This is a genomic window from Micromonospora rhizosphaerae, assembly GCF_900091465.1.
Lineage (GTDB): Bacteria > Actinomycetota > Actinomycetes > Mycobacteriales > Micromonosporaceae > Micromonospora > Micromonospora rhizosphaerae.
This window is the reverse complement of the sequence record NZ_FMHV01000002.1, coordinates 2668642-2692157: the sequence shown is the minus strand read 5'-3', so window position 1 is coordinate 2692157 and position 23516 is coordinate 2668642. Positions and strand designations below refer to the sequence as shown.

Sequence of the window (23516 nt, the reverse complement as noted above, 5' to 3'; positions counted from 1 at the left end):
ACAAGCCCCGCCGTTTCCGCCCTCGCTTCGGGATGCGCGCAGGTGGGAGGACCGTTAACGTCGGGACGATGGTCACTACCGGTCAGCTCTCCCCGGCAACCAGCACCGACCTGTCCCCCGCTGCGTTCGACGCCGACGACATCACCACCGGCGCGCTCGGTGACCTGGCGCCCGAGGCCGGGTGGCATCGCCCGGTGCTGCTCGACGCGGACCTGCTGATCCTGGTCACCGGCGGACACGGCAGCGCCGAGCTGGACTTCCGGCCGCTGCCCTGCCGACCGGGCACCCTGCTGCGGGCCCGCCCCGGCCAGGCGATGCGCTGCCTCGGCGCGCACCTCGACGCCTGCGTTGTGCGCTGGGGCGCCGGGACGCTGCGCGGGCTGGACGTCGACCCGGACGGTGTGCCCGCCTACCAGCAGCTGGCCGGCGAGGACGAGGACGCGGTGATCAGCGAGGTGACCCAACTGGCGGTGGACGCGGACCGGCATCGGGGGGTGCCCGCCGCCCGGGCCCTGCTCCGCCACCAGCTCGCTGTGCTGCTGCTGCGGTTGACCCTGCTCGCCGCCGAGGAGCGGCCGGCGCCGCGCGCCGAGCGGGCCACCTTCCACCGGCTCTGCCACGAGGTCGAGCGCGGCTTCCGACACACCCGCCGGGTCGAGGACTACGCCGCGCAGCTCGGCTACTCGGTGCGGACGCTCACCCGCGCCTGCCTGGCGGTCACCGGTCGCAGCGCCAAGCAGGTGATCGACGAGCGGGTCGCGCTCCAGGCCCGTCGGCTGCTCGCCGCCACCGACGAGCCGATCGCCCGGATCGGTCACCGGCTCGGTTTCCCCGAGCCGACCAACTTCGGCCGGTTCTTCACCCGCGAGGTCGGGGTCAGCCCCGGCGCCTTCCGGGCCGCCCGGGAGCAGCCGCTGCCGGTCCGGATGGTGCGCCCCCGCCCGCCCGCGGACGCACCGGTGCCCAACGGCCGGGCATGATGACAGGGTGCAGATCTCCGCGCGCGGCGACTACGCGGTCCGGGCGGCCCTGAGCCTGGCCACCGCGTACCCCGCCCTGCTGTCGACCCAGGCCATCGCCGCCGAGCAGGACATGCCCCGCAAGTTCCTCGAGGCCGTCCTGGCCGACCTGCGCCGGGCCGGGATCGTCCGGGCGCAGCGCGGCGCCGAGGGCGGCTACACCCTGGCCCGCCCGCCCCGGGAGATCACCATCGGCGCGATCCTGCGCGCGGTGGACGGCCCGCTCGCCGGGGTGCGCGGGTTGCGCCCCGAGGAGACGCGGTACGAGGGAGCGGCGGAGAACCTCCCCCGGCTCTGGGTCGCCGTTCGCGCCGCCGTCCGGCAGGTGGTCGACGAGGTGAGCCTCGCCGAGATGGCCAGCGGCAAGCTCCCCAGCCACGTTCGCAAGCTGATCGCCCGCCCCGACGCCTGGGAGCCGCGCTGACAGCACTACCGTTGCCGCCGGTCCGGCGGCGCGGTCACCAGGGGGACGGCCACGGGCCGAAGGTGGTGGTGGTGTAGTCGCCGCGGTGGCGAGCGACCGCGTCGTCGTCCTTCCCCGCGCCGAGCGCGAGCGGCTCGCCGAGCACGATGGTGTGGGCGCCGGCTTCGATCCGGCGGACCACCCGGCAGAGCAGCACGGCCAGCGCCCCGTCGATCAGCGGCACCCCGAACGGCCCGTCGGTCCAGCCCCGGTGGGTGGCGAACCGGTCGATGCCGCTGGTGTCGAAGGTCCGCGTCACCTCCCGCCGGCCGGGGGCGAGCAGGTGCACCGCCAGGTGCTCGGTCCGTTGAACGGTCGGCCAGCCTGACGACTCCCGGTCGAGGCGGAGCGACACCAGCGGCGGGTCCAGCGCCACCGAGGTGAACGAGGTGGCGGTGAAGGCGGCCGGGGGCAACGACGGCAGGTGCCGGCCGCCGGCCAGGCCGGGCGTGGTGACCACGGTGACCGTGGACGCCTGCCGGCGCAGCAGGGCGCGGAACAGGTCCCGGTCGACCGGGCGCAGTTCGACGGCGCCGGCCCCGGGTCGGTCCACGGTGGTCACGCTGTCACCAGCTCACGGAGGCCGTACGGGCTGGCCGGCGGATGACCGGATGAGGCCATGGAGGGGTCTCCTGATCTGTCCACGATGCGGTGGAGGCACGAGTGGCGCGATGGCACGCCGCGCCTGAGCACGGTGCGCCGGCGACGGGGCGGACGGGCAGCGGAGGTGCGACGGCGGGGAGCCGAGCCGGAGGACCGTCAGCTCAACAGAGCGCGCTCGCGTGCCGGACCAGGTCGACGTGCACGCGAGCGGTGAGGAGAAGCTCGTCCCGCTGCGACATGACCTCATGCTGCCGACCGTCTCCGGGCCGGGTCAATGATCTTCCGCATGGTGGGATGCGGGTCGCCTGCCCTGCTACAGGCCATCTTTACCAGCACATACAAGCCCTCAACGCCGATCCGTTGAGTAGAGATTCAGGCGGGCGCGTGGCGGCATCGTCCAGTGCGGATCCGGCCGGGTTTCGCGAAACGCCGTTTCGGGCATTCGATGCCGCAGAGGCAGGGACGACGACGAGAGGAGCCCACGATGGGCCTGCAGTTCCGCAAGCGTAAGAAGTTCGGGCCGCTGATCCTGCACTTCACCGAGAACGGCTTCTCCTCCTGGAGCATCAAGATCGGCCGGTGGTCCTGGAACTCCCGTGCCCGCGCGCACCGGGTGGACCTGCCGGGGCCGCTCTCCTGGAAGCAGGACAAGTCCCGGGCGTGACGTCCCGAGGTCGAGCGGGGTGCCGGTGCTTTCACCGGCACCCCGCTCGGCGTCGGGGCCGCTTCGCCGTTCCGCCCGAGGCGGACTCCCGGACGGCGGAGAATCGCGGCATGGCGGACGGGTCCTTGCGGCAGGAGCAGCGACGGACGCTGGTGGCATGCGGGCTGCTCGTGCTGGTGTACTTCGTCGTGCCGGTGAAGCCTGACCCGAACGCCGCCCGGCTGACGCTCCGGATCGCCGCCACCGTCGCCATGGTGCTCGTCGTCGCCTGGCTGGTCACCGGCCAGGTACGCCGACAGCTCGCCGCGCCCGTGCCGCCCGGCGCGGCGGACGTGCGCTCGCTGTTCCGCCTGGCGGTAGCCCTGGTCGCCGGACTCCTGGCGTTCGCCCTCGCCGACTACATCATCGCCGCTGCGCTGCCCGGGCAGTTCCAGGGTCTCGACACCCGGGTGGACGCCCTCTACTTTGCGCTCACCACGCTCACCACCATCGGCTACGGCGATGTGCACGCCCAGGGGCAGTTCGCGCGGGTGGTGGTCTGCGTGCAGATGGCCTTCAGCATCGGGGTGATCGCCACCGGAGCGTCCATCCTGGTCAAGCAGTTGACGTCGGGGCGGCGCTGATCACCACGTCCCCGCTGAGCCGGCCGTGCGCCGGATCGCGCCGCACCGCGCCGGAGCCGAGCAGCGAGGTCAGCGCCCGGTTGGCGTCCGCGGCCCGGTAGACCGTCGAGGTCACCGTCCAGCGGCGCAGCTCGGTCACCGTACGCGGACCGGAGCGGGCCAGCTCGGCCAGCAGTTCGCGGCGGAGCGGGCCGGGGTCCGGGTGCAGCGTGATGTTCAGCAGCCGCCGGGCGGGGTCGGCCGGATCGCGGTAGCGCACGCCGGCGTACTCGTCGAGCGCCCAGAGCGCGTCCTTGACCGCCTCCAGGCTCCGGTCCGAGCCGGTGCCGAACGCGACCAGCCGGGCCGGCGAGCCGGCGGCGGGCACCAGCTCGACCTCGGTGACCAGCGGGAAACCGGCCGCCGTCAGCGCCGGTCGCAGCGACCGGCCGGCGTCCGTGACGAGCAGCAGCTCGGCGGGGCGGCCGGCGGCGGCGGCGGCGAGCACCGCCGGCGCCGGTTCGCCTCCGTCGACAAAGGTCAACAGCGGTGCCCCCGCCGCGCCGGCCGCCTTGAGCGCCACCGGCAGCCGGTCCGGGTGGCCTGGCACCACGTGCACGGCCACCTCCGCCGGCAGCGCCGACTCCACCGGGCCGAGCCGGCCCGGCAGGTCCTCGGTGCCGTCGGCGAGCACCAGCACGGTCAGCCGCCGGCCGCGCAGCCGGTCGGCGAACTCGGCCACCACCGCCAGCGCGTCGTCCGCGCCGGCGGCGTCGCTCCCGGCGTACGCGAGGGCGAGGGTGGCCCGCCGGGAGCGGTGCAGCGCTCCCGGCAGCCAGTGGTCGAGCTGCCGGACGAGCAGCTCGCGCAGGATCGCGTCGGTCGACATCCTGCCGTTCTACCGCACCGGCGGTCAGGCCGGAATGGAGATCCCCACGCCGCCGCGGGTCTGGCCGCCGTAGCGCTTGCGCTCCCGGTCGAGGTCGAGCCGGCCGATCCGCTTGCGGGCGGCCAGCGCCTCCTCGTCGAGCAGGTCGGCCGGGACGATCCAGACGATCTCGAACTCCAGCCCGTCCGGGTCCTGTCCGTAGAGGCTCTTGGTGGTGCCGTGGTCGGAGCTGCCGACCAGGGCGCCGGCGGCGGCCAGCCGCTCGGCGGTGGCGGCCAGCTCGTCGAGGGTGTCGAGCTCCCAGGCCAGGTGGTAGAGGCCGACGGTGGCCCGGCCGGCCTGCGAGCGGCCGGCCGCCGCGCCGATCTCGAAGAGGCCGAGGTCGTGGTCGTTGGTGGAGTCGGGCGCCTGGAGGAAGGCCGCGCCCCGGAAGCCGTCCGGGGTCATCGCCACCGGACGGAAGCCCAGCACGTCGCGGTAGAAGGCGACGCTGCGGTCGAGGTTGCTCACGTAGAGGACGGCGTGGTTGAGCCGGTGGATTCCCATGGCCACCACGCTAGCGCGGCTTAGTTGAGCGCTCAACCAAAGCGGCTATGATGGTCGTCATGACCCGGTGGCTGGACCCCGACGAGCAGCGGACCTGGCGGGCGTACCTGACCGCCTCCCGGGCGCTGATGGAGACCCTCGACCGCGAGCTGCAACGCGACGCGGGGATGCCGCACGCGTACTACGAGATCCTGGTCCGGCTCTCCGAGGCCCCGGACCGGCGGCTGCGGATGAGCGAGCTCGCCGAGGCGACCGGCTCCTCCCGCAGCCGGCTCTCCCACGCCGCCACCCGGCTGGAGGCGTCCGGTTGGATCCGCCGGGAGGAGTGCCCGACCGACCGGCGGGGGCAGCTCGCCGTCCTCACCGACGCCGGCTTCGCCGCCCTGGCCGCCGCCGCGCCGGGCCACGTCGAGGGGGTACGCCGGCACCTGTTCGACGCGCTGAGCCCCGCCCAGATCGACCAGCTCCGGCGGATCAGCGAGACCCTGGTCGACCATCTGACCGGTACCTGACCGATCCGATCACCGGCGGGACTTGTACATTCCGTCGCCGGACGAGCACGATGAGGCGTGTCCTCCGGCCTCGGTGAACTGACTGTCCAGGCGAACCATCTGGTGTCCGCGGGTGACCTCGCCGGTGCCCAGCAGTTGCTCGCCGAGGCACTGACCGACGTCGACCCCCGACCGGCGAACGCCTCCCCCGAGCTGGCCGAGGCCGCCGGCCTCCAGGCGCGCGTGCTGGTCGCCCTCGGCGAGCCGCACTCCGCCCGCGGCTGGGCCGCCTTCGCGTACGCGGCGGCGACCCGGCTGTACGGCCGCTCCGACCAGCGGACCGTCGGCGCGGCCGCCACCCTGGCCGCGGTGCTGCACCGGGTCGGCAGCGACGCCCGCGCCGCGCGGCTCTACTCCGACGTCATCATCGAGCTGACCGCCCGCGAGGGCCCGGAGTCCCAGCGGGTGCTGTCCGCCCACGCCGATCTCGCCACCGTGGAGTACGCCCGCGGCCAGTGCGCGATCGCCCGGGACCGCCTGCAGGACGCCTGGGACCTGCATCGCGAGGTGTACGGCGACGGGCACCCGAGCGGAATCAAGATGCTGGCCAAGCTCGGCGCGATGGAACGCGACTGCGGCCGGTTCACCGCCGCGCGGGAGCACCTGGCGTTCGCCGAGGAGCTCTGCCGGCAGCACCTGCCCGCCGACGACCCGCTCTGCCAGCAGGTAGCCTCCCTGGCCCGGGCGGCGGCCGACCCCGGCCACCTCTGCGCCGATCCCGAGCCGCCCGCCCCGGAGAAGCCGGTCGTGCCGGCCGCCCGGGTCCCACCGGCCGCCGAGGGTCCGCCCGGGCAACCGCTCTACATTCCGCCTGACCGGGCGGCGGCCCCTCCCCCGATCGTGCCCACCCCCCGGCTCCCGCCCGAGGGCGACAACCCGTACCGCGAGCCGGCAGACGACGACTGGTGGCCGCCGGAGGAGGACCTCGACGACCGGGAGAGCCGCCTGCCTCCACCGGCCGTCGCCGAGGGCGAGGCCGCGGGCGTACGCCGGGTCAGGATGTCACCCGAGCCGCCGTCCCCGCTGGTGCCGGTGCACCGGCCGTCCGAGCCCGCACCCGACGGCGGACGGTGGCTGCCGCTGGTCGTGGCCGGCGCGGCCGTGGTGCTGCTCGTCACCGCGGCGGTGATCGCGGGAGTGTCCCGGATGGACCGACCGCGGACCACCTCGGCGCCCGCCACCACCGGCGCCCCGGCGTCTCCGCCCGCCGCCAGGGGCGCCACGGGCGCGCCGAGCGGCGCCACGGCGACGGCGGTGCCGGCCGCCTCTCCCGGCACCCCGCCGGGCGCGGTCCGGCTGACCGACCGTCGGGACAACATCGCCCTGAGCTGGACCTATCCCCCCGGCGCGGAAGGCCCGGTGGTCATCGCCGGAGGCCGCGCCGGCCAGGGACAGCACACCTTCGAGCAACTGCCGGCCGGCACGGACAGCTGGATCATCTACGGTCTCAACCGCACCACCGACTACTGCTTCACCGTCGCGGTGGTCTGGTCGACCGACACCGTGGCCCGGGCCGAGCAGGTCTGCACCCGCCGCGGCTGAGGCCGGCCCGATCAGCCGGCGTCCGGTTCGACGAGCGCCGGCAACCACACGCTCACCCGGAGCCCCGGCCCGCCGCCCACCGGTGGATCGGCCTCGGCCAGCTCGACCGAGCCCCCGGCCCGGCGGACCAGCTCGCGGACGATGGCCAGGCCCAGGCCGGCGCCGCCGGCGTCCCGGGCCCGGGCGTCGTCCAGCCGGGTGAACCGGTCGAATACCCGTTCCCGATCAGCCGCCGGAATCCCCGGCCCGTCGTCGGTCACGGTCACCAGGTGGTACGCCGGCCCGCTTCCAGCCGCTGCGTCGGACGGCGGCACACCCGGCGCCCGGTCCGGATGGGGGCCGGTGAGGGCGAGCACGACCCGGCCGCGGGCATGCCGGAGGCCGTTCTCCACCAGGTTGATGAGTACCCGACGCAGCTCGTCCGGGTCACCCTCCGTCCACAGTGGTACGCCGGGTAGCGCCAGCCGCACCGGTGGGGACGGGTAGCGGCCGGCGACCTCGCGCAGCAACTCCCCCAGCTCCACCGGCCCGACGGCCCGCGACGGCGGCCCGGCCCGCTCCGCGGGTTCCTCGTCCAGCCGGGCCAGCAGCAGCAGGTCGTCGACGAGTCGGCCCAGTCGTTCGGTGTCGGCGAGCAGATCCTCCGCCACCGCGGGCCAGTCAGTCCGCTCCCCCAGCCGCCGGGCCACCTCCAGTTCGGTACGCATGTTGGTCAGCGGGCTGCGCAGCTCGTGCGCGGCGTCGGCGACGAAGGCCCGTTGCCGGTCCCGGGCCGACTCCAGCCGGGCCAGCATGTCGTTGAGGGTGACCGCCAGCCGGTGGATCTCGTCCCGCGCCGCCGGTACGGGCAGCCGCCCCGATCCGGCCCGCCCGGTGATCTCGGCCGCGCCGCTGCGCAACGCCTCCACCGGGCGCAGCGTCGCGCCGACCACCCGCCAGGCGACCACGGCCAGGCCGGCGACCAACAGCGGGAACCCGACCAGCAGCAGGGTCCGGACGACGTGCAGGCTGTGCCGCACATCCGCCATCGACTTGCCGACCAGCACGGTGCGCGGTTCCGCCGGGCTGCCGGCCGGCACGGTCACCACCCGGACCGGCCCGGCGAGGCCGAGGCGCTGCCCGGAGACCACCAGCCGCTGCGGTCGACCCGGTTCGAGCTGGTCGGGGCGGAGCATCGGGACCAGCCGATCCGCGTCGATCGAGGCGGCGCGTACCCGGCCCTGGGCGTCGACCACCTGGACCCGGAGCTGGCCGCCGGCCACCGGCAGCGGGTCGGGCAGGGCGTCCTCGCCGGCGAGCAGCGCGACCGCGTCCGCCGTCCGGAGCGCCTCGGCGTCGGCCGCGCGCTGCAGGGTGTAGCCGAGGGCGCCGAGCAGGATCGCCCCGCCCAGCGCCAGCCCGACGGTCAGCCCGAGCACCCCGATCGCGGTCAGCCGGGCCCGGAGGCCGAGCGTCAACAGGGGACCCTTCCCATATCGGAGGCGATAGGAAGGGGCCCCTCCTAATGAGTTCTGGGAGTGAGCCATCCGGCAAACTCCTGGTGGGTAGGTAGCCGCCGGCGGGTGAGCACTTGCTGTTCCTGGACGTCGAGTCCTGATGAAAGATCGTGCCCCTGCCGGTCGGTGAGGAGAGTTGATCGCTGATGGGATGTCGTGCCCGCCCGGTTGTGGCGTGAGCACTGCTTCATTAGGTCGCTGATGGTTCTCCTGCCGGCTACTGACCGTGTTTGCGATCGGAGGCGGGAGACGCGGTGCTGTTCGTGGGAGATGACTGGGCCGAAGACCATCACGACGTTGAGTTGATGGATGCGGCTGGGCGCACCCTGGCCAGGGCCAGGTTGCCCGAGGGCGTCGCAGGGATCACGCGACTGCACGCGATGATCGGCGCGCAGCTCGGCGAGGACGCCGACGGCGCCGGGCAGGTCACGATTGGGATCGAGACCGACCGAGGGCCGTGGGTGCAGGCGTTGATCGCGGCGGGGTACACCGTGTTGGCGGTCAATCCGTTGCAGGCGGCCCGTTACCGTGACCGTCTCGGGGTGTCCGGTGCCAAGAGCGACGCCGCCGACGCGCACATGCTGGCCGACATGGTCCGTACCGACGGCCACCAACTGCGCCGGGTCGCCGGTGACAGTGCCGGATCCGAGGCGGTCAAGGTGGTCGCCCGGATGCACAAGACACTGATCTGGGAACGCACCCGCGCCAGCCAGCGGTTGCGGCACGCGTTGCGGGAGTACTTCCCTGCCGCGTTGGCCGCGTTTGACGATCTCGACGCCGCCGACACCCTTGAGTTGCTGGCCAGGGCCCCGGACCCGGCCAGCGCCGCGAGGCTGAGCATCAGCCAGATCAGCGCGGCCCTCAAACGGGCCCGCCGCCGCGACATCCCGGCCAAGGCCGCAGCGATTCAGGCCGTCCTGCGCGCCGAGCACCTCAGCCAGCCCGCCGTGGTCACCGCCGCCTACGCCGCCTCGGTCCGGGCGCTGATCGCGGTCCTGGGCACGCTCAACGAGCAGGTCAAGGCCCTGCAAGGGCAGGTCGAGGCCTATTTTGGCCAGCACCCGGACGCTGAGATCATCCTGTCCCAACCGGGACTGGGCACGATCCTCGGCGCCCGGGTGCTCGCCGAGTTCGGCGACGCGGCCGACCGCTACACCTCGGCCAAGGCCCGCAAGAACTACGCCGGCACCAGCCCGATCACCCGCGCCTCGGGTAAGAAACGCACCGTCGCTGCCCGGTTCGTGCACAACGACCGGCTCATCGACGCGCTGATGACCCAAGCGTTCGCGTCGCTGAACACCTCGCCCGGCGCCCGCGCCTACTACGACCGGCAACGCGCCCGCGGCGCCAGCTACAACGCCGCGCTGCGGCAACTCGCCAACCGGCTCGTCGGCATCCTGCACGGATGCCTCAAAACCGGCGCGCTCTACGACGAGGCGACCGCCTGGTCGCATCACCTCAACGAGGCCGCTGCTTGACATTCAAGCTCCTGGGATGTCTTTCATGCTCATATGGCGAGCCGGTAGCCGGCGCCGCGGACCGTCTCCAGGCGCTCGCGGCCGATCTTGCGGCGCAGGTAGCCCACGTAGACCTCGACGGCGTTCGGCGCGGTCTCCAGGCTGGCGTCCCAGACGTGGTCCAGCAACTCGGTCTTGGAGACCACCTGGCCGGGGCGGCGCATCAGGTAGTCGAGCAGGGCGTACTCGCGGGTGGTGAGGGCGACCTCGGCGTCGGCCCGGGTCACCCGCCGCCGGGCCGGATCCAGTCGCAGGTCGCCCACGGCGAGCACGGTGGGCCGCTCGGACGCGCCCCGGCGCAACAGCGCGCGCAGCCGGGCCAGCAGCACCACGTACGAGAAGGGCTTGGTGAGGTAGTCGTCGGCGCCGCAGTCCAGCCCGTCGGCCTGGTCGTACTCGCCGTCCTTCGCCGACAGCATCAGCACCGGCAGCCAGTGCTCCTCCGCCCGGAGCCGGCGCACCACCTCGTACCCGGAGAGGCCGGGCAGCATCACGTCGAGGATCATCGCGTCGTACCCGCCGTGCCGGGCGGCGTCCAGCCCGGAGCGGCCGGTGGACTCGACGTCCACCGCGAACCCCTCCGCCTGCAACCCCCGCTGCAACGCGGCCGCCAGCCGCGACTCGTCCTCCACCACCAGCAACCGCACGGGTCAAGCGTGCCACCCGGGCGACACCCCGCGCTTCGTCGTCTCAGCCCCCTCACAGCCACCAGCAGGCACCATGGCGGTCAGGAGGTGTCCACATGTCCGTACTCAAGAACCGTGCCGTGCTGCGCTGGCTGGTCCCGGTGACCGCGGGGGTCGCCGTGCTCGGCGGCGGCGCCGCCGTCGGCACTTTCGCCGCCGACGCCGAACCGGCCCTGCCGCCCCGCAGCGCCGCGCAGCTCCTGGTCGACCTGCAGACGTCCCGCCTCGACGGGCTCTCCGGCACCGTGGTGCAGCGCGCCGACCTGGGCCTGCCGCCACTCGCCGGGCTGCTCGGCGGGGACGAGCTGACCACCATGCTGACCGGCACCCACACCCTGCGGGTCTGGTACTCCGGGCCGGACCGCCAGCGGCTCGCCCTGCTCGACACCCTCGGTGAGCGGGACGTGCTCCGCAACGGCCGCGACCTGTGGGTGTGGAACAGCCGCACCAACACGGCGACGCACCGGACGCTGCCGGAGACCGGGACGGCGACCACTGACCCGTCGCTGCCGGCCACTCCGGCCGAGGCCGCCGACCGGGCGCTCGCCGCGATCGACCCGAGCACCGCGGTCACCGTCGGCCGCTCCGCCCGGGTCGCCGGACGGGAAGCGTACGAGCTGGTGCTCACCCCGCGCGACGCCGACTCCCTGGTGCACCAGGTGCGGATCGCCCTCGACGCGAGGGAGCACGTGCCGCTGCGGTTCGAGGTGCTCGCCGACGGCGCCGACCGGCCGGCCTTCGAGCTGGCCTTCACCCAGGTCGACTTCCGGCGGCCGGACGCGGACCAGTTCCGGTTCAACCCGCCGCCGGGGGTGACCGTCACCGAGGAGTCGGGTGGAAGCCACGTTCCGGGCGGGCCGGCCGGCAAGCTCCGGCCGGGCCGTCCCGGCGGCGAGCGACCGGACGGCCCGGATGTGCGTACGGTCGGAACCGGCTGGACCACGGTGGTGGTGGCGCGGGTGGACGCTACCGGCCGTGCCGCCGATTCGGCCCTGGGCGCGAAGGGTGGCGACGCGGCGGGCCGGGTGCCCGGCGGCGCGGACCAGGCGGCCGGGCTGCTGGCGGGGCTGCCGAAGGTGAGCGGCGACTGGGGCAGCGGCCGGCTGCTGACCGGGAAGCTGTTCAGCGTGCTGCTCACCGACGACGGCCGGCTGCTGGCCGGGCTGGTCACGCCGGAGCGGCTCTACCAGGTCGCGAGGGGCTGACCCGGGGGCGGTCGGAGTCGGGGGGTCCGGACGGCGCGAGCCGACCGGGCCCCCCGACGCATGTCCGGCGCCGGGTGGGTGTGACGTCGTCGCGGGCGGGCGGCTCCACCTGGTCCGGCGGCTCGCCGCAGGGTATCTTTCTCAGTTCAAACGCAAAAAGGAACGGCCGAATAAAGCCATTCCTGCAGCAATTTTAAGCGATGAGGAGACGGCTTGTCAACGCACTCCGCCGATTCGGGTGAGCTGCTGCACCAGGACGACGAGATCGGTCGCGAGCAGGAGTACGTCTCGATGCTCTACGACCGGCTGGACGGTATGCGGGAGCAGGCCGCCCGGCGGCTCACCGAGGAACTGCGCACCACCGGCGGCACCTTGCAGGCGCGCTCCCAGCGCGATTCCGCCGTCGGGATGTACGCCGACCAGGTCGAGCAGTTCTCCGCAGTGGAGAACGGCCTCTGCTTCGGCCGCCTGGATGGCGATGACGGCTCCCGCCGCTACATCGGCCGGATCGGCATCTTCGACGCCAGCGGCGACTACGACCCGCTGCTGATGGACTGGCGGGCGCCGGCCGCCCGGGCGTTCTACCTCGCCACCGCGGCCAACCCGCAGGGCGTACGCCGGCGGCGGCACGTGCGGACCCGGGAACGGAAGGTGACCGGGCTCAACGACGAGGTGCTCGACCTCAACACCGCCTCCCCCACCGCGCACGAGGAGCTGACCGGCGAGGCGTCGCTGCTCGCCGCGCTCAACGCCGGCCGGACCGGCCGGATGCGCGACATCGTGGAGACCATCCAGGCCGAGCAGGACCGGATCATCCGCGCCGACCTGCCCGGGGTGCTGGTGGTGCAGGGCGGCCCGGGCACCGGCAAGACCGCGGTCGCGCTGCACCGGGCGGCGTACCTGCTCTACACCCACCGGCGGGAGCTCTCCAGCCGCGGTGTGCTGCTGGTCGGCCCGAACGCGACGTTCCTGCGCTACATCTCCCAGGTGCTGCCGGCGCTTGCCGAGACGGGCGTGCTGCTGCGTACCCAGGCCGACCTCTTCCCCGGGGTGAGCGCCCGACGCACCGAGCCCGCGGAAACGGCGGCGCTCAAGGGCCGGGCGGTGATGACCGAGGTGCTCGCCGCGGCGGTGCGGGACCGGCAGTGGGTGCCGGACGAGCCACTGGAGATCGAACTTCCGCAGCGGGAGATCCTCCGGCTGGACCCGGACGTGGTCCGGGAGGCCCGGGAGCGGGCCCGCCGCTCCGGCCGGGCGCACAACCTGGCCCGGGCGCTCTTCGACATCGAGATCATCCACGCGCTCGCCGCCCAGATCGCCGAGCGGATCGGCGCCGACCCGCTCGGCGGGGAGAACCTGCTCTCCGAGGCGGACCGCGCCGAGATCCGCCGCGAGCTGCGCGAGGATCCACAGGTACGCGCCGCGCTGGACGAGCTCTGGCCGGTGCTCACCCCGCAGCGGCTGCTCGCCGACCTGTTCGCCTCGCCCGAGCGGATCGCCACCGCCGCGCCGATGCTGACCGACGCGGAGCGCGCCGCGCTGCACCGGGAGCCGGGCGGCTGGACGCCGGCCGACGTGCCGCTGCTGGACGAAGCGGCCGAGCTGCTGGGCGAGGACGAGCGCGCCGCCGTGGCCCGGCGGGAGCGGATCCGGGCCCTGGAGCGCGAGTACGCCGAGGGCGTGCTCGAGATCTGGCGCGGTTCCCGCTCCATCGACGTCGAGGACGAGGCGGACGGCGGCGAGATCCTCGGCGTCGCCGACCTGCTCGACGCCGACCGGCTGTCGGAGCGGCAGGAGGAGTCGGAGCGGCTCACCACCGCCCAGCGGGCCGCCGCCGACCGGAGCTGGGCCTTCGGGCACGTCATCGTCGACGAGGCGCAGGAGCTGTCGCCGATGGGCTGGCGGCTGCTGATGCGGCGCTGCCCGAGCCGGTCGATGACCATCGTGGGGGACGTCGCGCAGACCGGCGCGCTGGCCGGCACGCCCTCCTGGGCCGAGGCGCTCGAGCCGTACGTGGCGCAGCGGTGGCGACTGGAGCAGCTCACCGTCAGCTACCGCACCCCGGCCGAGATCATGGCGGTCGCGGCCCACGTGCTCGCCGAGATCGACCCCGACCTCCGCCCACCCCGCTCGGTACGCTCCAGCGGCGTACCGCCGTGGGACCGCACGGTCGACGCGGAGCGGCTCGCCGCCGAACTGGTGGTCGCGACCACGCGGGAGGCGGCCTCGCTCGACGACGGCCGGCTCGGCGTCATCGTGCCCGCCGGCCGGGTGGACGAGCTGGGTGCCGCCGTCACCGCCGCGCTTCCCGAGGCCGCGGTCGGCGAGCAGCCGGAGCTGGAGAACCGGGTGGTGGTGCTCACCGTCGGGCAGGCCAAGGGGCTGGAGTTCGACTCGGTGCTGGTGGTCGACCCGGACCGGATCGTCGCCGAGTCCCCGCGCGGCCACAGTGACCTCTACGTCGCCCTCACCCGCGCCACCCAGCGCCTCGGCATCCTCCGACGCACCCCCTGACCGGATCTGTTACCTCGACCGGGGGCCGCGGACGGCCAGCTCCTCGGCCTGTCGATCCCGAGCGTCCGGCGCGGCTTTCCCGCCGCCCGGGCGAGCCGCGCTGCGGGACGTATGTCTGAGAAGGGATATGCCTCTCCGTCATAAATATGACGGAGAGGCATACCAGCCGCTGGCCTGTTCGCCCCCGGGCCCTACGGCGTCTGTGCCGTGCTCGGCGACAGGGCCCGGGCTACCGCGCGTCTCCGACCTGCCGCCAGCCTCATGATCAACGCGCTGGGCGGGGTCGCCCGTTGGTGAAGTTGCCTACCTGGCTGCCCGAACTCGACTTGTCGCTGGTGGAGCCGCCGGCCGGGGTGCTCAGGCCGCCGGTGGTGGCGTCGCCGGTGGTGGTCGGGGCCACCTTGCCCTTGGTCCGGTGGCGCTCCGGCTGCCGGGCCACCCAGCCGCTGCTGGCCGGGCCGGCGGTGCCGCCGGTCGTGGTGACCGCACCCTGGCCGCGGGTGGGGCCGCCGTCGCGCAGCACGTTCGGGTCGACCGGGACGTGCGCCGGGTCGTCGGGATCCTCGTCCTGGATGACCCGCAGCACATCGGTCTGCGGCACGGTGACCTCGTCGAGCGCGCCCTCGCCATACACGCCGCCGGCGACCCGCTTCTCGGCACTTCGGGCGGCGTCCTGCCGCATGTCGTCCTCACGCACGTCAACCACCTCGCAGACGTCTCGGAACTTTCTGCGTGCCCGTGGACCGGCCGGCCAAACCCGCGGCGCGGGGTCGGCGGACTGGTACCTGCGGCAGAACCCGGCGCACTTTCACGGACCGGACGTCCGTAGCCTTCAGGGTCGGTACGGGCTGTCATCGGCGTGGACGGGATCATCACCGACGACCCGGACCTGCTGGTCTCCGTCGCCATCCGTAACGCCCTGCGCTGAGCCGACCCGGCCCGGGGAGGCGGCATCCGCTTACAGATGGGTGTTACCTCGCCGGAGCCTCGGGTAGACGCACGGTGCCCCCGCCATGAAGGCGAACCGTGCCGTGGCCGGAAAGCGGTAGCGGGGCGAGGGAGTGCAGGAAAGGACTCATCGCATCCAGGAGGAAAGATGAGCACGCAGGCTGCATCCACCAGGCCGATGAATCGGCCGGCGCCGGAGGCGCCCGGCCAGGCGGCGGTGCAGGAAGCACCGACCCGTCAGATGCCGATGATGATGGACGGGCAGCGGATTCCGATGCAGGCGCCCGGAACGGAGACCAAGCCGTCGTTGCGGACCACCGAGTTCTGGGTCTACATCGCGGCCGTAGTCGCCGTACTGGTCGCTTCGCAGGTGGCCGGCAAGAACTCGGCCGGGGTGGACATCTTCCGCGCCAACCAGGCCTGGTTCTTCATCACGCTGCTGACCCTCGGTTACCTGGGTAGCCGCGGTCTGGCCAAGGCCGGTAGTGGCTGGCGCAGCGCGGAGGAGCGCAAGGCTCGGCACTGAGTGAGCGACACCTCAGAGCGACGGTGGCCTCGGGAGTCTTCCCGAGGCCACCGTCGTGTGTCCGCTACTCGAAGTCGCCGCCGAAATCGCCGAAGTCGCCTTCGAAGGCGTCCTCGATCAACTCACCGGCGACGAGGCCTCCGGCGGCGCCGAGCGCCGCGCCCGCCACCAGGCCGCCCATGCCGTGGCCCCGACCGTGGCCGTGCCCGTATCCGTGGGGGGCGCCGAAGCCCTGGGCGCGCAGGCTGCCGTAGCGGGAGGTGGTCTCGCGCAGCCACCCGTCGACCACCTGGACCCAGTCGGCCCGGTCGGCGTCCGCGTGGGAGACGGTGTACCGGCCGAAGACGTCGTGCCCGGCGCTGAGGAAGCCGCCGCGCTTGTCGCACTCCAGGATCACGTCGACGCCCCGCTGGCTGGTCACGAAGGTCAGCTCGACCTCGGTGATCGTCTGGGCGTACTGCGGCGCGGCGAAGAACTCGATCTCCTGGTAGAAGGGCAGCGTCTGCTGCACACCGCGGATGTGGCCGCGCTCCAGGTCGGCGTGCTTGAAGCGGAACCCGAGCGCCTGGAAGGCGTCCAGGATCCGCTCGTGGATCGGCAGCGGGTGCACCGCCACGTGGTCCAGGTCGCTCTTGTCCACCGCCCGGGCCACCGCAAGCTCGGTACGCAGCCCCATCGTCATGCCGTGCAGGCGCTGGCCGTAGACGTCGGTGACCGGCGTCTCCCACGGCACCGGCAGCTGGAACGGGATGGCGAGCTGCTGCTTCGGGGCCAGCTCCAGCGGGCCGCTCACCGCCATCCGGTGGAACTCCATGATGCCGGCGTACTCGGAGTCGCCGCCCTCGATCTCGACCCGGGTGACCAGGCCGACGGTGATCTGCTCGATGCTGGCCGGCGCGTCCCCGCCGAGCAGGTGGACCTGCCCGTCGAGAGCCAGGCCGGGCCGGGTGTTCGGGTTCGCCAGGACGGTGTCGACGCTGGGCCCACCCACGCCCAACGCGCTCAGCATCTTCTTGAAGACCATCGCTCACTCCCGCCGGACGGCGCTCCACCGTGGAGCGTCGGACGCATGCTCTCGGCAGCCTAACCCGGCCTGCTGTGAGGTGGCTGTGAGCGCGGTCAGTCGGCGTCGACCACGACCAGCTCGCCGACCTGCTCGCCGATCTGGCGGCGCCCCTCCGGCGGCAGCTTCCCGTCGGTGATCAGCACGTCCGCGTCCTCCAGCGGCGCGATGGTGGCGATCCCGATGGTCTCCCACTTGGTGTGGTCGGCGAGCACCACCAGCCGGCGGGCGGCGCCGATCAGCCGCCGGTTGACCGCCGCCTCGAGCAGGTTGGGGGTGGTGAACCCGGTGCGCGGGCTCATCCCGTGCACGCCGAGGAAGAGCAGGTCGACGTTGAGGGCGCCGATCGCCGCCTCGGCCACCGGCCCGGTCAACGCGTCCGAGGGCGTACGGATGCCGCCGGTCAGCACCACGGTCTGGTCCGCGCGCGGGGTCTGGTAGAGCGCGTCGGCGACCGGGATCGAGTTGGTCACCACGGTCAGGCCGCGGACGTCGGCCAACCGGGCGGCCAGCGCGGCGGTGGTGGTGCCCGCGGAGAGCGCGATCGCCATGCCCGGCTCGACCAGGGTGGCCGCCCGTTCGGCGATGGCCCGCTTCTCGGCCTGCTGGCGGATCGACTTCGCCGCGAACCCGGGCTCCTCGGCGGACCCCGGCCCGGCCAGCGTCGCCCCGCCGTGGACCTTGTCGACCAGCCCCCGCTCGGCGAGTACCTCCAGGTCCCGCCGGATCGTCATGTCCGACACGCCGAAGCGGCTCACCAGTTGGCTGACCCGGACGCCGCCGCGCTGGCGGATCAGATCCAGGATGGCGCTCTGCCGTTGCTGGGCGAGCATCGAACCTGCTTCCTACTAGTTGCTCATCGCTGAACGGTTTGGATAATTCGCTCTCCGCTCGGTGGTGGCCGGGCTGGAGTCCTGGACCGGCAGTCTGGTCCGGTGGCGATCGGTCCTGTCCTGCAGGATCTGCTTCACCGTGGCAATCGACCCGTAACGCTGCCACACCTCACTGCGAACCCGACCCAGCCGGCGGGCCTGCTCGAGCAAAGCCGCGTACTTACCCGGATTCAGGCGGGTCGAGTAAGCGATCCGGGTGACCTTCACCGGTCGGCCTCCGCCCCGCTCGGCAGTGGCTGGTCTGCGGCGCGGCCGGCCTCCTCGCGGACCACCGCCACCTCACCGGCCGGCACCACCAGCTCGCCGGCGCACCGGGCGCCGGCCAGCAGCTCCGTGCCCGTGACGGCGAGCCGGGCGTCATCGTCGGTGTGGTTGATGACGAAGAGCCAGCTCCGCTCGGCGTCGCGGCGCCGGACCACCTCGACCCCGCTCGGGGCGGCGACCGGCGGGCGGGCGCCGGACTCGGCGAGCAGCCGGGCGACGAGGCGGTCGGTGGCCGCGTCGTCGAGCCGGGTGCCGACATACCAGGCGGCGCCGGCGCCGGCGGCGTGCCGGGTCAGCGCGGCCACTCCCGGCAACGGCCCATCGGCGTACGACGCGAGGACCTCCGCCCCGGCCGGGTGCAGCCACTCGGTCCACACGTCGGCGGTGGAGCCGTCGTCGAGGCGGACCCGCTCCCCGGCGCGGAGCGGGAAGAACTCCTCGGTGCGAATGCCGAGCAGTTCCCGGAACGCGCCGGGGTAGCCGCCGAGGCGGATGTGGTCGTGCTCGTCGACGATGCCGCTGAAGTACGTCACCAGGGCGGTGCCGCCCGCCTCCACGTACGCCCGCAGGGCCTCGGCGTCGGCGTCCCGGGCCAGGTAGAGGGTTGGCACCAGGACCAGCTTGTAGCCGGAGAGGTCGGCCGACGGGTGCACCACGTCGGCGGTGACCCCGGCCCGCCAGAGCGCGCCGTGCAGGGCGGAGAGCCGGTCGACGTAGGTGACGTCGACGCTGGGGTGCGAGTCCAGCTCGGCGGACCACCACGCCTCGTAGTCGAAGAGGATCGCCACCTCGGCGTCGACCCGGCTGCCGCGTACCTCGGCCAGGGCCTTCAGGTCGGCGCCGAGCCGGCAGACCTCGCGGTACACCTTGGTCTCCGGGCCGGCGTGCGGGACCAGCGCGGAGTGGAACTTCTCCGCGCCGGCGCGGGAGGCCCGCCACTGGAAGAAGAGCACCCCGTCGGCGCCGCGCGCCACGTGCGCGAGGCTGTTGCGGCGCAGCTGGCCGGGGGTCTTGGCGACGTTGCGCGGCTGCCAGTTGACCGCGCTGGTGGAGTGCTCCATCAGCAGCCACGGGTCGCCGCCGGCGACGCCGCGGGTGTGGTCGGCGGCGAGCGCCAGGTTGACCTGCGGCTGTGGGTCGGCGGCGATCAGGTAGTGGTCGTTGGCGACCAGGTCCACGTCGGACGCCCAGGAGTGGTAGTCGAGGTACTTGACGCCGGTGCCGATCATGAAGTTCGTGGTGACCGGCTGCCGGACCAGCCGCTTGAGCACCTCCCGCTCGGCCCGCAGCTGGGCCCGCTGCTCGTCCGAGGAGAAGCGCAGGAAGTCGAGCTGCTGGGTGGGGTTGGCGAAGGTCGGTGCGGCGCGCGGCGGGTTGATCTCGGCCCAGTCGTGATAGCGCTGGCTCCAGAAGGCGGTGCCCCAGGCGTCGTTGAGCGTGTCCAGGTCGCCGTAGCGCTCGCGCAGCCAGCGGCGGAACGCCTCGGCGCTGACGTCGCAGTAGCAATGCACGTTGTGGCAGCCCAGCTCGTTGGAGACGTGCCACATCACCACGGCCGGGTGCTCGGCGTACCGGCCGGCGACGGCCTCGACCAGGGCGAGCGAGCGCTCCCGGAAGATCGGCGAGCTGGGGCAGTACGCCTGCCGGCCGCCCGGCCAGAGGATCGTGCCGTCGGCACGGCGGGGCAGCGTCTCCGGGTGGGCGCGGGCCAGCCACGGCGGCGGGCTGGCGGTGGCGGTGGCGAGGTCGACGCGTACGCCGCCGTCGTGCAGGAGGTCGAGGGCCCGGTCGAGCCAGCCGAACTCGTACCGGCCGGGGGTGGGCTCCAGGAGGGCCCAGGAGAAGATGCCGACGGAGACCAGGTTGACCCCGGCCCGGCGCATCAGCGCGACGTCCTCGGCCCAGGTCGACTCGGGCCACTGCTCCGGGTTGTAGTCCGCGCCGTACCAGATGCCCTCGCCCTGCCACCTCCACATGAGAGCAGAGGGTGCACCTCGATGCGACTCAAGTCAACACTTTCCAACATCGACAAAGATTCTAACGTTTACCTTGTCTCAGCCTTGTCACGACTGAGTTATCGAAGCGCGCCAACCCCCTTGACAGGGGCGCACGGAGGGGTAGCTTGACGTGCCAACCGGCTGTTTGTGTTCGGACATGTCGAATCACGGTGGGTCTTTCCCGGCCCACGCAACACCGATCCCCGCCACCAGTCACGGCCCTTGGGCGCAGCGCACCTCTTCGAGCAGGAGGCACAATGTCCCGTCCCCGATCGCAAGCCGAGTACCTCGCCCGACTCGTACCCCCGTCCGTCGCCGGCCTGAACCGCCGCTCGCTGCTGGCCGGCGCGGCCGGCGCTGGCGCGCTGCTCGGCACGGGACTGCTCGCCGGCTGCGGCGGCTCCGACTCCGACTCCGGCGCGGGCTCGAAGACGGTCTCGCTCGGCTCGAACGCTTCGGACCCGACGCCGAAGGACGTCCTCGCCAAGGTGGCGGCCGGCTTCCAGAGCTCGTCCGGGGTCCAGGTCGCGATCAACACGGTCGACCACAACACGTTCCAGGAAAACATCAACAACTACCTGCAGGGCAAGCCGGACGACGTGTTCACCTGGTTCGCCGGCTACCGGATGCGGTTCTTCGCCGCCCGGGGCCTGGCCGGCGACGTCAGCGACGTCTGGACCAAGCTCTCCGGCTTCTCGGACGCGTTCAAGAAGGCCTCGACCGGGGACGACGGGAAGCAGTACTTCGTGCCGGCGTCGTACTACCCGTGGGCGGTCTTCTACCGTAAGTCGGTCTGGCAGCAGCACGGCTACCAGGAGCCGAAGACGCTCGACGACTTCAACGCGCTCGGCGCGCAGATGAAGAAGGACGGCCTGAACCCGATCGCCTTCGCCGACAAGGACGGCTGGCCGGCGATGGGCACCTTCGACATCCTGAACCTGCGGATCAACGGCTACCAGTTCCACGTCGACCTGATGGCCGGCAAGGAGGCGTGGACCTCCGACAAGGTGAAGAAGGTCTTCGACACCTGGGCCGGACTGCTGCCGCTGCATCAGCCGGACGCCCTGGGCCGGACCTGGCAGGAGGCCGCCCAGTCGCTGCAGCAGAAGAAGAGCGGCATGTACCTGCTCGGCCTCTTCGTCGCTCAGCAGTTCAACGACAACGAGCAGGATGACATCGACTTCTTCACCTTCCCGGAGATCGACTCGACCATCGGGGCCAAGGCCCTGGACGCGCCGATCGACGGCTACATGATGGCCCGCAAGCCGAAGTCCGAGGCGAACGCCAAGAAGCTGCTGGAGTACATCGGCGGCGTCGACGCCGCGAACATCATCTTGAAGAACGACCCGGGCACCCTGGTGGCCAACACCGGCGCGGACACCAGCGGCTACACCGCGCTGAAGAAGAAGGCCGCCGAGCTGGTCGGCTCGGCCACCGAGATCGCCCAGTTCCTCGACCGGGACACCCGGCCGGACTTCGCCTCGACCGTGATGATCCCGGCGTTGCAGCAGTTCATCAAGAACCCGAAGGACATCGGCGGCCTGCTGACCAGCATCGAGAACCAGAAGAAGTCGATCTTCACCAGCTGACGGCGAGAGGGGGAGGACATCGTGTCCGACCTGCCCCTGATCCAAGCGGATCGCGCCGTGCCGCCGCCGGCCGCGACCACCACCACGCGTGGTCGCGGCCGCCGGCTACGGCTCCTGTCCCGCACCGACCGCGTGGTGATCACGCTGATGGTGGTCGTGCCGCTGCTGCTGGTCGTCGGACTGGTCTGGCTCCCGGCCCTGGCCACCGTCGCGCTGTCGGGCACCAACTGGGACGGCATCGGCCCGTTCGCCGAGATCGACTGGGTCGGCCTGAAGAACTACGACGACGTGGTGAACATCTACCCGCCGTTCGTGCCGGCGATCCAGAACAACCTGCTCTGGCTGGCCGCGCTCTTCGTGGTGGCCACCCCGTTCGGGATCTTCCTTGCCGTACTGCTGGACAAGGAACTGCGCGGCAGCCGCTTCTACCAGACGGCGCTCTACCTGCCGGTGGTGCTCTCGCTGGCGCTGATCGGCTTCGTCTGGCAGCTCATCTACAGCCGCGACCAGGGCCTGCTCAACGCGCTGCTCGGCGGCGACACCGACTGGTACGGCGACCCGAACGTCAACATCTGGGCGGTGCTGTTCGCCGCCGGCTGGCGGCACGTCGGCTACATCATGCTGCTGTACCTGGCCGGCCTGAAGGGCGTCGACCCGACGCTGCGCGAGGCCGCCGCGGTGGACGGCTCCTCGGAGGTCAGCACCTTCTTCCGCGTCGTCTTCCCGGTGATGCGACCGATCAACATCATCGTGCTGGTGGTGACGGTGATCGAGTCGCTGCGTGCGTTCGACCTGGTCTGGGTGATCAACAAGGGGCGCAACGGCCTGGAACTGATCTCCGCGCTGGTCACCGCGAACGTGGTGGGCGAGGCCAGCCGGATCGGCTTCGGCTCCGCCCTGGCGACCATCATGCTGGTCGTCTCCCTGGTCTTCATCACCCTCTATCTGGCCACCGTGATGCGGGAGGACCGGCGATGAGCACCGCGACCCTCACCCGTCCACCGGCGACCGCCGCCCCGGCACCGCGCCGCCGGCCGCTTCGGCCGGCAAGGGTGGTCCTGCACGTCTTCCTCAGCGCCGTCGCGGTCGGTTGGCTCTTCCCGATCCTGTGGGCGGTGGTCACGTCGTTCCGGTCGTACGAGTACACCGCCACCAACGGCTACGTCTCGCTCGGTGGCTGGACCGTCGACAACTACGTCACCGCCTGGCGCACCGCGGAGTTCGGCAAGCACTTCCTCAACTCGGTCTACATCACCGTGCCCGCCGTGCTGCTGACCCTCTTCCTCGCCTCCTGCGTGGCGTTCGTGATCGCCCGGTTCAGCTGGAAGTTCAACCTCGTCCTGCTCGGGCTCTTCACTGCCGCGAACCTGCTGCCGCAGCAGGCCCTGCTGATCCCGCTGTTCCGGATGTTCACCGAGATCCCGCTGCCGGCGTGGATGAGCGACTCCGAGTTGCTCTACGACAGCTACTGGGGGCTGATCCTGGTCAACGTCGCCTTCCAGTGCGGCTTCTGCGTCTTCGTGCTGTCCAACTACATGAAGGCGCTGCCGCACGAGCTGTACGAGGCGGCGATGGTCGACGGGGCGAGCGTCTGGCGGCAGTACTGGCAGGTGACCATGCCGCTGTGCCGGCCGGCCCTGGCCGCGCTGGCCACCCTCGAGGTGACCTGGATCTACAACGAGTTCTTCTGGGCGACGGTCCTGATGCGTACCGGCGACAAGTTCCCGGTGACCAGCTCGCTGAACAACCTGCGCGGCGAGTTCTTCACCGACAACAACCTGGTCTCGGCCGGCTCGGTGCTGGTCGCGATCCCGACCCTGGTGATCTTCTTCCTGCTGCAGAAGCAGTTCGTCCGGGGCCTGACGCTGGGAGCCTCGAAGGGCTGACATCGCCCGTGCTGCTTCTGGCTCCCGGGCACCCACTGATGTCCGAAGGAGCG

At 72.5% G+C, this 23516-nt stretch carries 24 protein-coding genes; 13 read left to right on the top strand and 11 right to left on the bottom strand.

All coding sequences use genetic code 11. The features are described 5' to 3' along the window. Positions 1 to 68 precede the first annotated feature (68 nt). Positions 69 to 980 carry a helix-turn-helix transcriptional regulator gene (locus GA0070624_RS12995; protein WP_091340821.1) on the top strand — a complete coding sequence of 304 codons (912 nt, stop codon included), beginning with the start codon at positions 69 to 71 and terminating at the stop codon, positions 978 to 980. Positions 981 to 987: 7 nt separating this feature from the next. Further along, entirely contained in the window at positions 988 to 1443 is a 456-nt protein-coding gene (locus tag GA0070624_RS12990) for an RrF2 family transcriptional regulator (protein WP_091340818.1), read from the top strand. A 34-nt stretch (positions 1444 to 1477) separates the two neighbouring features. On the opposite strand, the gene GA0070624_RS12985 is transcribed toward GA0070624_RS12990, so the two are convergent. After that, the gene (locus GA0070624_RS12985) at positions 1478 to 2044 is read right to left on the bottom strand and encodes a flavin reductase family protein (protein WP_091340816.1); all 567 of its coding nucleotides are present in this window, start codon (positions 2042 to 2044) and stop codon (positions 1478 to 1480) included. A 202-nt stretch (positions 2045 to 2246) separates the two neighbouring features. Continuing rightward, a complete protein-coding gene (locus GA0070624_RS36815; protein ID WP_349881247.1) occupies positions 2247 to 2324 on the bottom strand; it encodes a putative leader peptide in 78 nt (25 codons plus the stop codon). A 245-nt stretch (positions 2325 to 2569) separates the two neighbouring features. Between GA0070624_RS36815 and GA0070624_RS12980 the strand changes: the two genes are divergently transcribed. Together GA0070624_RS12980 and GA0070624_RS12975 are read left to right on the top strand one after the other, a co-directional pair. Continuing rightward, a complete protein-coding gene (locus tag GA0070624_RS12980) occupies positions 2570 to 2749 on the top strand; it encodes a DUF4236 domain-containing protein (protein WP_091340814.1) in 180 nt (59 codons plus the stop codon). A 110-nt stretch (positions 2750 to 2859) separates the two neighbouring features. Beyond that, complete coding sequence (locus GA0070624_RS12975) at positions 2860 to 3372, top strand: potassium channel family protein (protein ID WP_091340811.1); 513 nt, start codon at positions 2860 to 2862, stop codon at positions 3370 to 3372. Here GA0070624_RS12975 and GA0070624_RS12970 read toward each other — a convergent pair. Then, the gene (locus GA0070624_RS12970) at positions 3344 to 4240 is read right to left on the bottom strand and encodes a hypothetical protein (protein WP_091340809.1); all 897 of its coding nucleotides are present in this window, start codon (positions 4238 to 4240) and stop codon (positions 3344 to 3346) included. The two genes, GA0070624_RS12975 and GA0070624_RS12970, sit on opposite strands and share 29 nt — an antisense overlap. A gap of 24 nt (positions 4241 to 4264) precedes the next feature. Then, positions 4265 to 4786, bottom strand: a complete 522-nt coding sequence (locus tag GA0070624_RS12965) for a VOC family protein (RefSeq protein WP_091340807.1) — start codon at positions 4784 to 4786, stop codon at positions 4265 to 4267. Between the two features lie 50 nt (positions 4787 to 4836). Here GA0070624_RS12965 and GA0070624_RS12960 point away from each other — a divergent pair, with 50 nt between their 5' ends. Together GA0070624_RS12960 and GA0070624_RS12955 are read left to right on the top strand one after the other, a co-directional pair. Beyond that, positions 4837 to 5298: a MarR family winged helix-turn-helix transcriptional regulator gene (locus GA0070624_RS12960; RefSeq protein WP_091348737.1), complete on the top strand. Its 462-nt coding sequence runs from the start codon at positions 4837 to 4839 to the stop codon at positions 5296 to 5298. Positions 5299 to 5355: 57 nt separating this feature from the next. Next, on the top strand, positions 5356 to 6879 hold the full coding sequence (locus GA0070624_RS12955) for a tetratricopeptide repeat protein (RefSeq protein WP_091340805.1): 1524 nt from the start codon (positions 5356 to 5358) through the stop codon (positions 6877 to 6879). An 11-nt stretch (positions 6880 to 6890) separates the two neighbouring features. On the opposite strand, the gene GA0070624_RS12950 is transcribed toward GA0070624_RS12955, so the two are convergent. After that, positions 6891 to 8405, bottom strand: coding sequence for an ATP-binding protein (locus tag GA0070624_RS12950; protein ID WP_091340803.1), 1515 nt, complete (start codon positions 8403 to 8405; stop codon positions 6891 to 6893). 224 nt (positions 8406 to 8629) lie between these two features. Here GA0070624_RS12950 and GA0070624_RS12945 point away from each other — a divergent pair, with 224 nt between their 5' ends. Further along, on the top strand, positions 8630 to 9853 hold the full coding sequence (locus GA0070624_RS12945) for an IS110 family RNA-guided transposase (RefSeq protein WP_091336056.1): 1224 nt from the start codon (positions 8630 to 8632) through the stop codon (positions 9851 to 9853). A 29-nt stretch (positions 9854 to 9882) separates the two neighbouring features. On the opposite strand, the gene GA0070624_RS12940 is transcribed toward GA0070624_RS12945, so the two are convergent. Beyond that, a complete protein-coding gene (locus GA0070624_RS12940) occupies positions 9883 to 10539 on the bottom strand; it encodes a response regulator transcription factor (protein WP_091340801.1) in 657 nt (218 codons plus the stop codon). A gap of 95 nt (positions 10540 to 10634) precedes the next feature. On the opposite strand from GA0070624_RS12940, the gene GA0070624_RS12935 reads away from it, so the two are divergent. Both GA0070624_RS12935 and GA0070624_RS12930 read left to right on the top strand, forming a co-directional pair. Further along, a complete protein-coding gene (locus GA0070624_RS12935; protein ID WP_091340799.1) occupies positions 10635 to 11783 on the top strand; it encodes a LolA family protein in 1149 nt (382 codons plus the stop codon). A gap of 291 nt (positions 11784 to 12074) precedes the next feature. Continuing rightward, a complete protein-coding gene (locus GA0070624_RS12930; protein ID WP_176732014.1) occupies positions 12075 to 14297 on the top strand; it encodes a HelD family protein in 2223 nt (740 codons plus the stop codon). Between the two features lie 265 nt (positions 14298 to 14562). On the opposite strand, the gene GA0070624_RS12925 is transcribed toward GA0070624_RS12930, so the two are convergent. Next, complete coding sequence (locus tag GA0070624_RS12925) at positions 14563 to 14994, bottom strand: hypothetical protein (RefSeq protein ID WP_091340794.1); 432 nt, start codon at positions 14992 to 14994, stop codon at positions 14563 to 14565. A gap of 399 nt (positions 14995 to 15393) precedes the next feature. On the opposite strand from GA0070624_RS12925, the gene GA0070624_RS12920 reads away from it, so the two are divergent. Then, complete coding sequence (locus GA0070624_RS12920) at positions 15394 to 15771, top strand: hypothetical protein (RefSeq protein ID WP_091340792.1); 378 nt, start codon at positions 15394 to 15396, stop codon at positions 15769 to 15771. A gap of 64 nt (positions 15772 to 15835) precedes the next feature. Here GA0070624_RS12920 and GA0070624_RS12915 read toward each other — a convergent pair whose 3' ends face one another. The 4 genes from GA0070624_RS12915 to GA0070624_RS12905 form a co-directional block, all read right to left on the bottom strand. Then, on the bottom strand, positions 15836 to 16795 hold the full coding sequence (locus GA0070624_RS12915) for a sporulation protein (protein WP_091340791.1): 960 nt from the start codon (positions 16793 to 16795) through the stop codon (positions 15836 to 15838). 95 nt (positions 16796 to 16890) lie between these two features. Continuing rightward, entirely contained in the window at positions 16891 to 17667 is a 777-nt protein-coding gene (locus tag GA0070624_RS12910; protein WP_091340789.1) for a DeoR/GlpR family DNA-binding transcription regulator, read from the bottom strand. Between the two features lie 15 nt (positions 17668 to 17682). Continuing rightward, the gene (locus GA0070624_RS35250) at positions 17683 to 17934 is read right to left on the bottom strand and encodes a hypothetical protein (RefSeq protein ID WP_218105146.1); all 252 of its coding nucleotides are present in this window, start codon (positions 17932 to 17934) and stop codon (positions 17683 to 17685) included. Beyond that, positions 17931 to 19967, bottom strand: a complete 2037-nt coding sequence (locus GA0070624_RS12905; protein WP_091340787.1) for a beta-galactosidase — start codon at positions 19965 to 19967, stop codon at positions 17931 to 17933. The genes GA0070624_RS35250 and GA0070624_RS12905 overlap by 4 nt, the downstream gene beginning before the upstream one ends. Positions 19968 to 20245: 278 nt before the next feature. Here GA0070624_RS12905 and GA0070624_RS12900 point away from each other — a divergent pair, with 278 nt between their 5' ends. From GA0070624_RS12900 to GA0070624_RS12890, 3 genes are read left to right on the top strand one after another with little or no spacing between them, the layout of a single operon-like run. Further along, positions 20246 to 21577, top strand: coding sequence for an ABC transporter substrate-binding protein (locus tag GA0070624_RS12900; protein ID WP_091340784.1), 1332 nt, complete (start codon positions 20246 to 20248; stop codon positions 21575 to 21577). Between the two features lie 21 nt (positions 21578 to 21598). Beyond that, entirely contained in the window at positions 21599 to 22555 is a 957-nt protein-coding gene (locus GA0070624_RS12895; RefSeq protein ID WP_091340782.1) for a carbohydrate ABC transporter permease, read from the top strand. Further along, a complete protein-coding gene (locus GA0070624_RS12890; protein WP_091340780.1) occupies positions 22552 to 23463 on the top strand; it encodes a carbohydrate ABC transporter permease in 912 nt (303 codons plus the stop codon). The genes GA0070624_RS12895 and GA0070624_RS12890 overlap by 4 nt, the downstream gene beginning before the upstream one ends. Positions 23464 to 23516 lie beyond the last annotated feature (53 nt).

Coding starts and splice junctions, on each gene's coding strand:
- GA0070624_RS12900 (WP_091340784.1), top strand. CDS start 20,246: ATGTCCCGTCCCCGATCGCAAGCCGAGTACCTCGCCCGACTCGTACCC.
- GA0070624_RS36815 (WP_349881247.1), bottom strand. CDS start 2,324: ATGTCGCAGCGGGACGAGCTTCTCCTCACCGCTCGCGTGCACGTCGAC.
- GA0070624_RS12930 (WP_176732014.1), top strand. CDS start 12,075: ATGCTCTACGACCGGCTGGACGGTATGCGGGAGCAGGCCGCCCGGCGG.
- GA0070624_RS12970 (WP_091340809.1), bottom strand. CDS start 4,240: ATGTCGACCGACGCGATCCTGCGCGAGCTGCTCGTCCGGCAGCTCGAC.
- GA0070624_RS12950 (WP_091340803.1), bottom strand. CDS start 8,405: ATGGCTCACTCCCAGAACTCATTAGGAGGGGCCCCTTCCTATCGCCTC.
- GA0070624_RS12960 (WP_091348737.1), top strand. CDS start 4,837: ATGGTCGTCATGACCCGGTGGCTGGACCCCGACGAGCAGCGGACCTGG.
- GA0070624_RS12965 (WP_091340807.1), bottom strand. CDS start 4,786: ATGGGAATCCACCGGCTCAACCACGCCGTCCTCTACGTGAGCAACCTC.
- GA0070624_RS12890 (WP_091340780.1), top strand. CDS start 22,552: ATGAGCACCGCGACCCTCACCCGTCCACCGGCGACCGCCGCCCCGGCA.
- GA0070624_RS12995 (WP_091340821.1), top strand. CDS start 69: ATGGTCACTACCGGTCAGCTCTCCCCGGCAACCAGCACCGACCTGTCC.
- GA0070624_RS12975 (WP_091340811.1), top strand. CDS start 2,860: ATGGCGGACGGGTCCTTGCGGCAGGAGCAGCGACGGACGCTGGTGGCA.
- GA0070624_RS12935 (WP_091340799.1), top strand. CDS start 10,635: ATGTCCGTACTCAAGAACCGTGCCGTGCTGCGCTGGCTGGTCCCGGTG.
- GA0070624_RS12910 (WP_091340789.1), bottom strand. CDS start 17,667: ATGCTCGCCCAGCAACGGCAGAGCGCCATCCTGGATCTGATCCGCCAG.
- GA0070624_RS12905 (WP_091340787.1), bottom strand. CDS start 19,967: ATGTGGAGGTGGCAGGGCGAGGGCATCTGGTACGGCGCGGACTACAAC.
- GA0070624_RS12920 (WP_091340792.1), top strand. CDS start 15,394: ATGAGCACGCAGGCTGCATCCACCAGGCCGATGAATCGGCCGGCGCCG.
- GA0070624_RS12980 (WP_091340814.1), top strand. CDS start 2,570: ATGGGCCTGCAGTTCCGCAAGCGTAAGAAGTTCGGGCCGCTGATCCTG.
- GA0070624_RS12915 (WP_091340791.1), bottom strand. CDS start 16,795: ATGGTCTTCAAGAAGATGCTGAGCGCGTTGGGCGTGGGTGGGCCCAGC.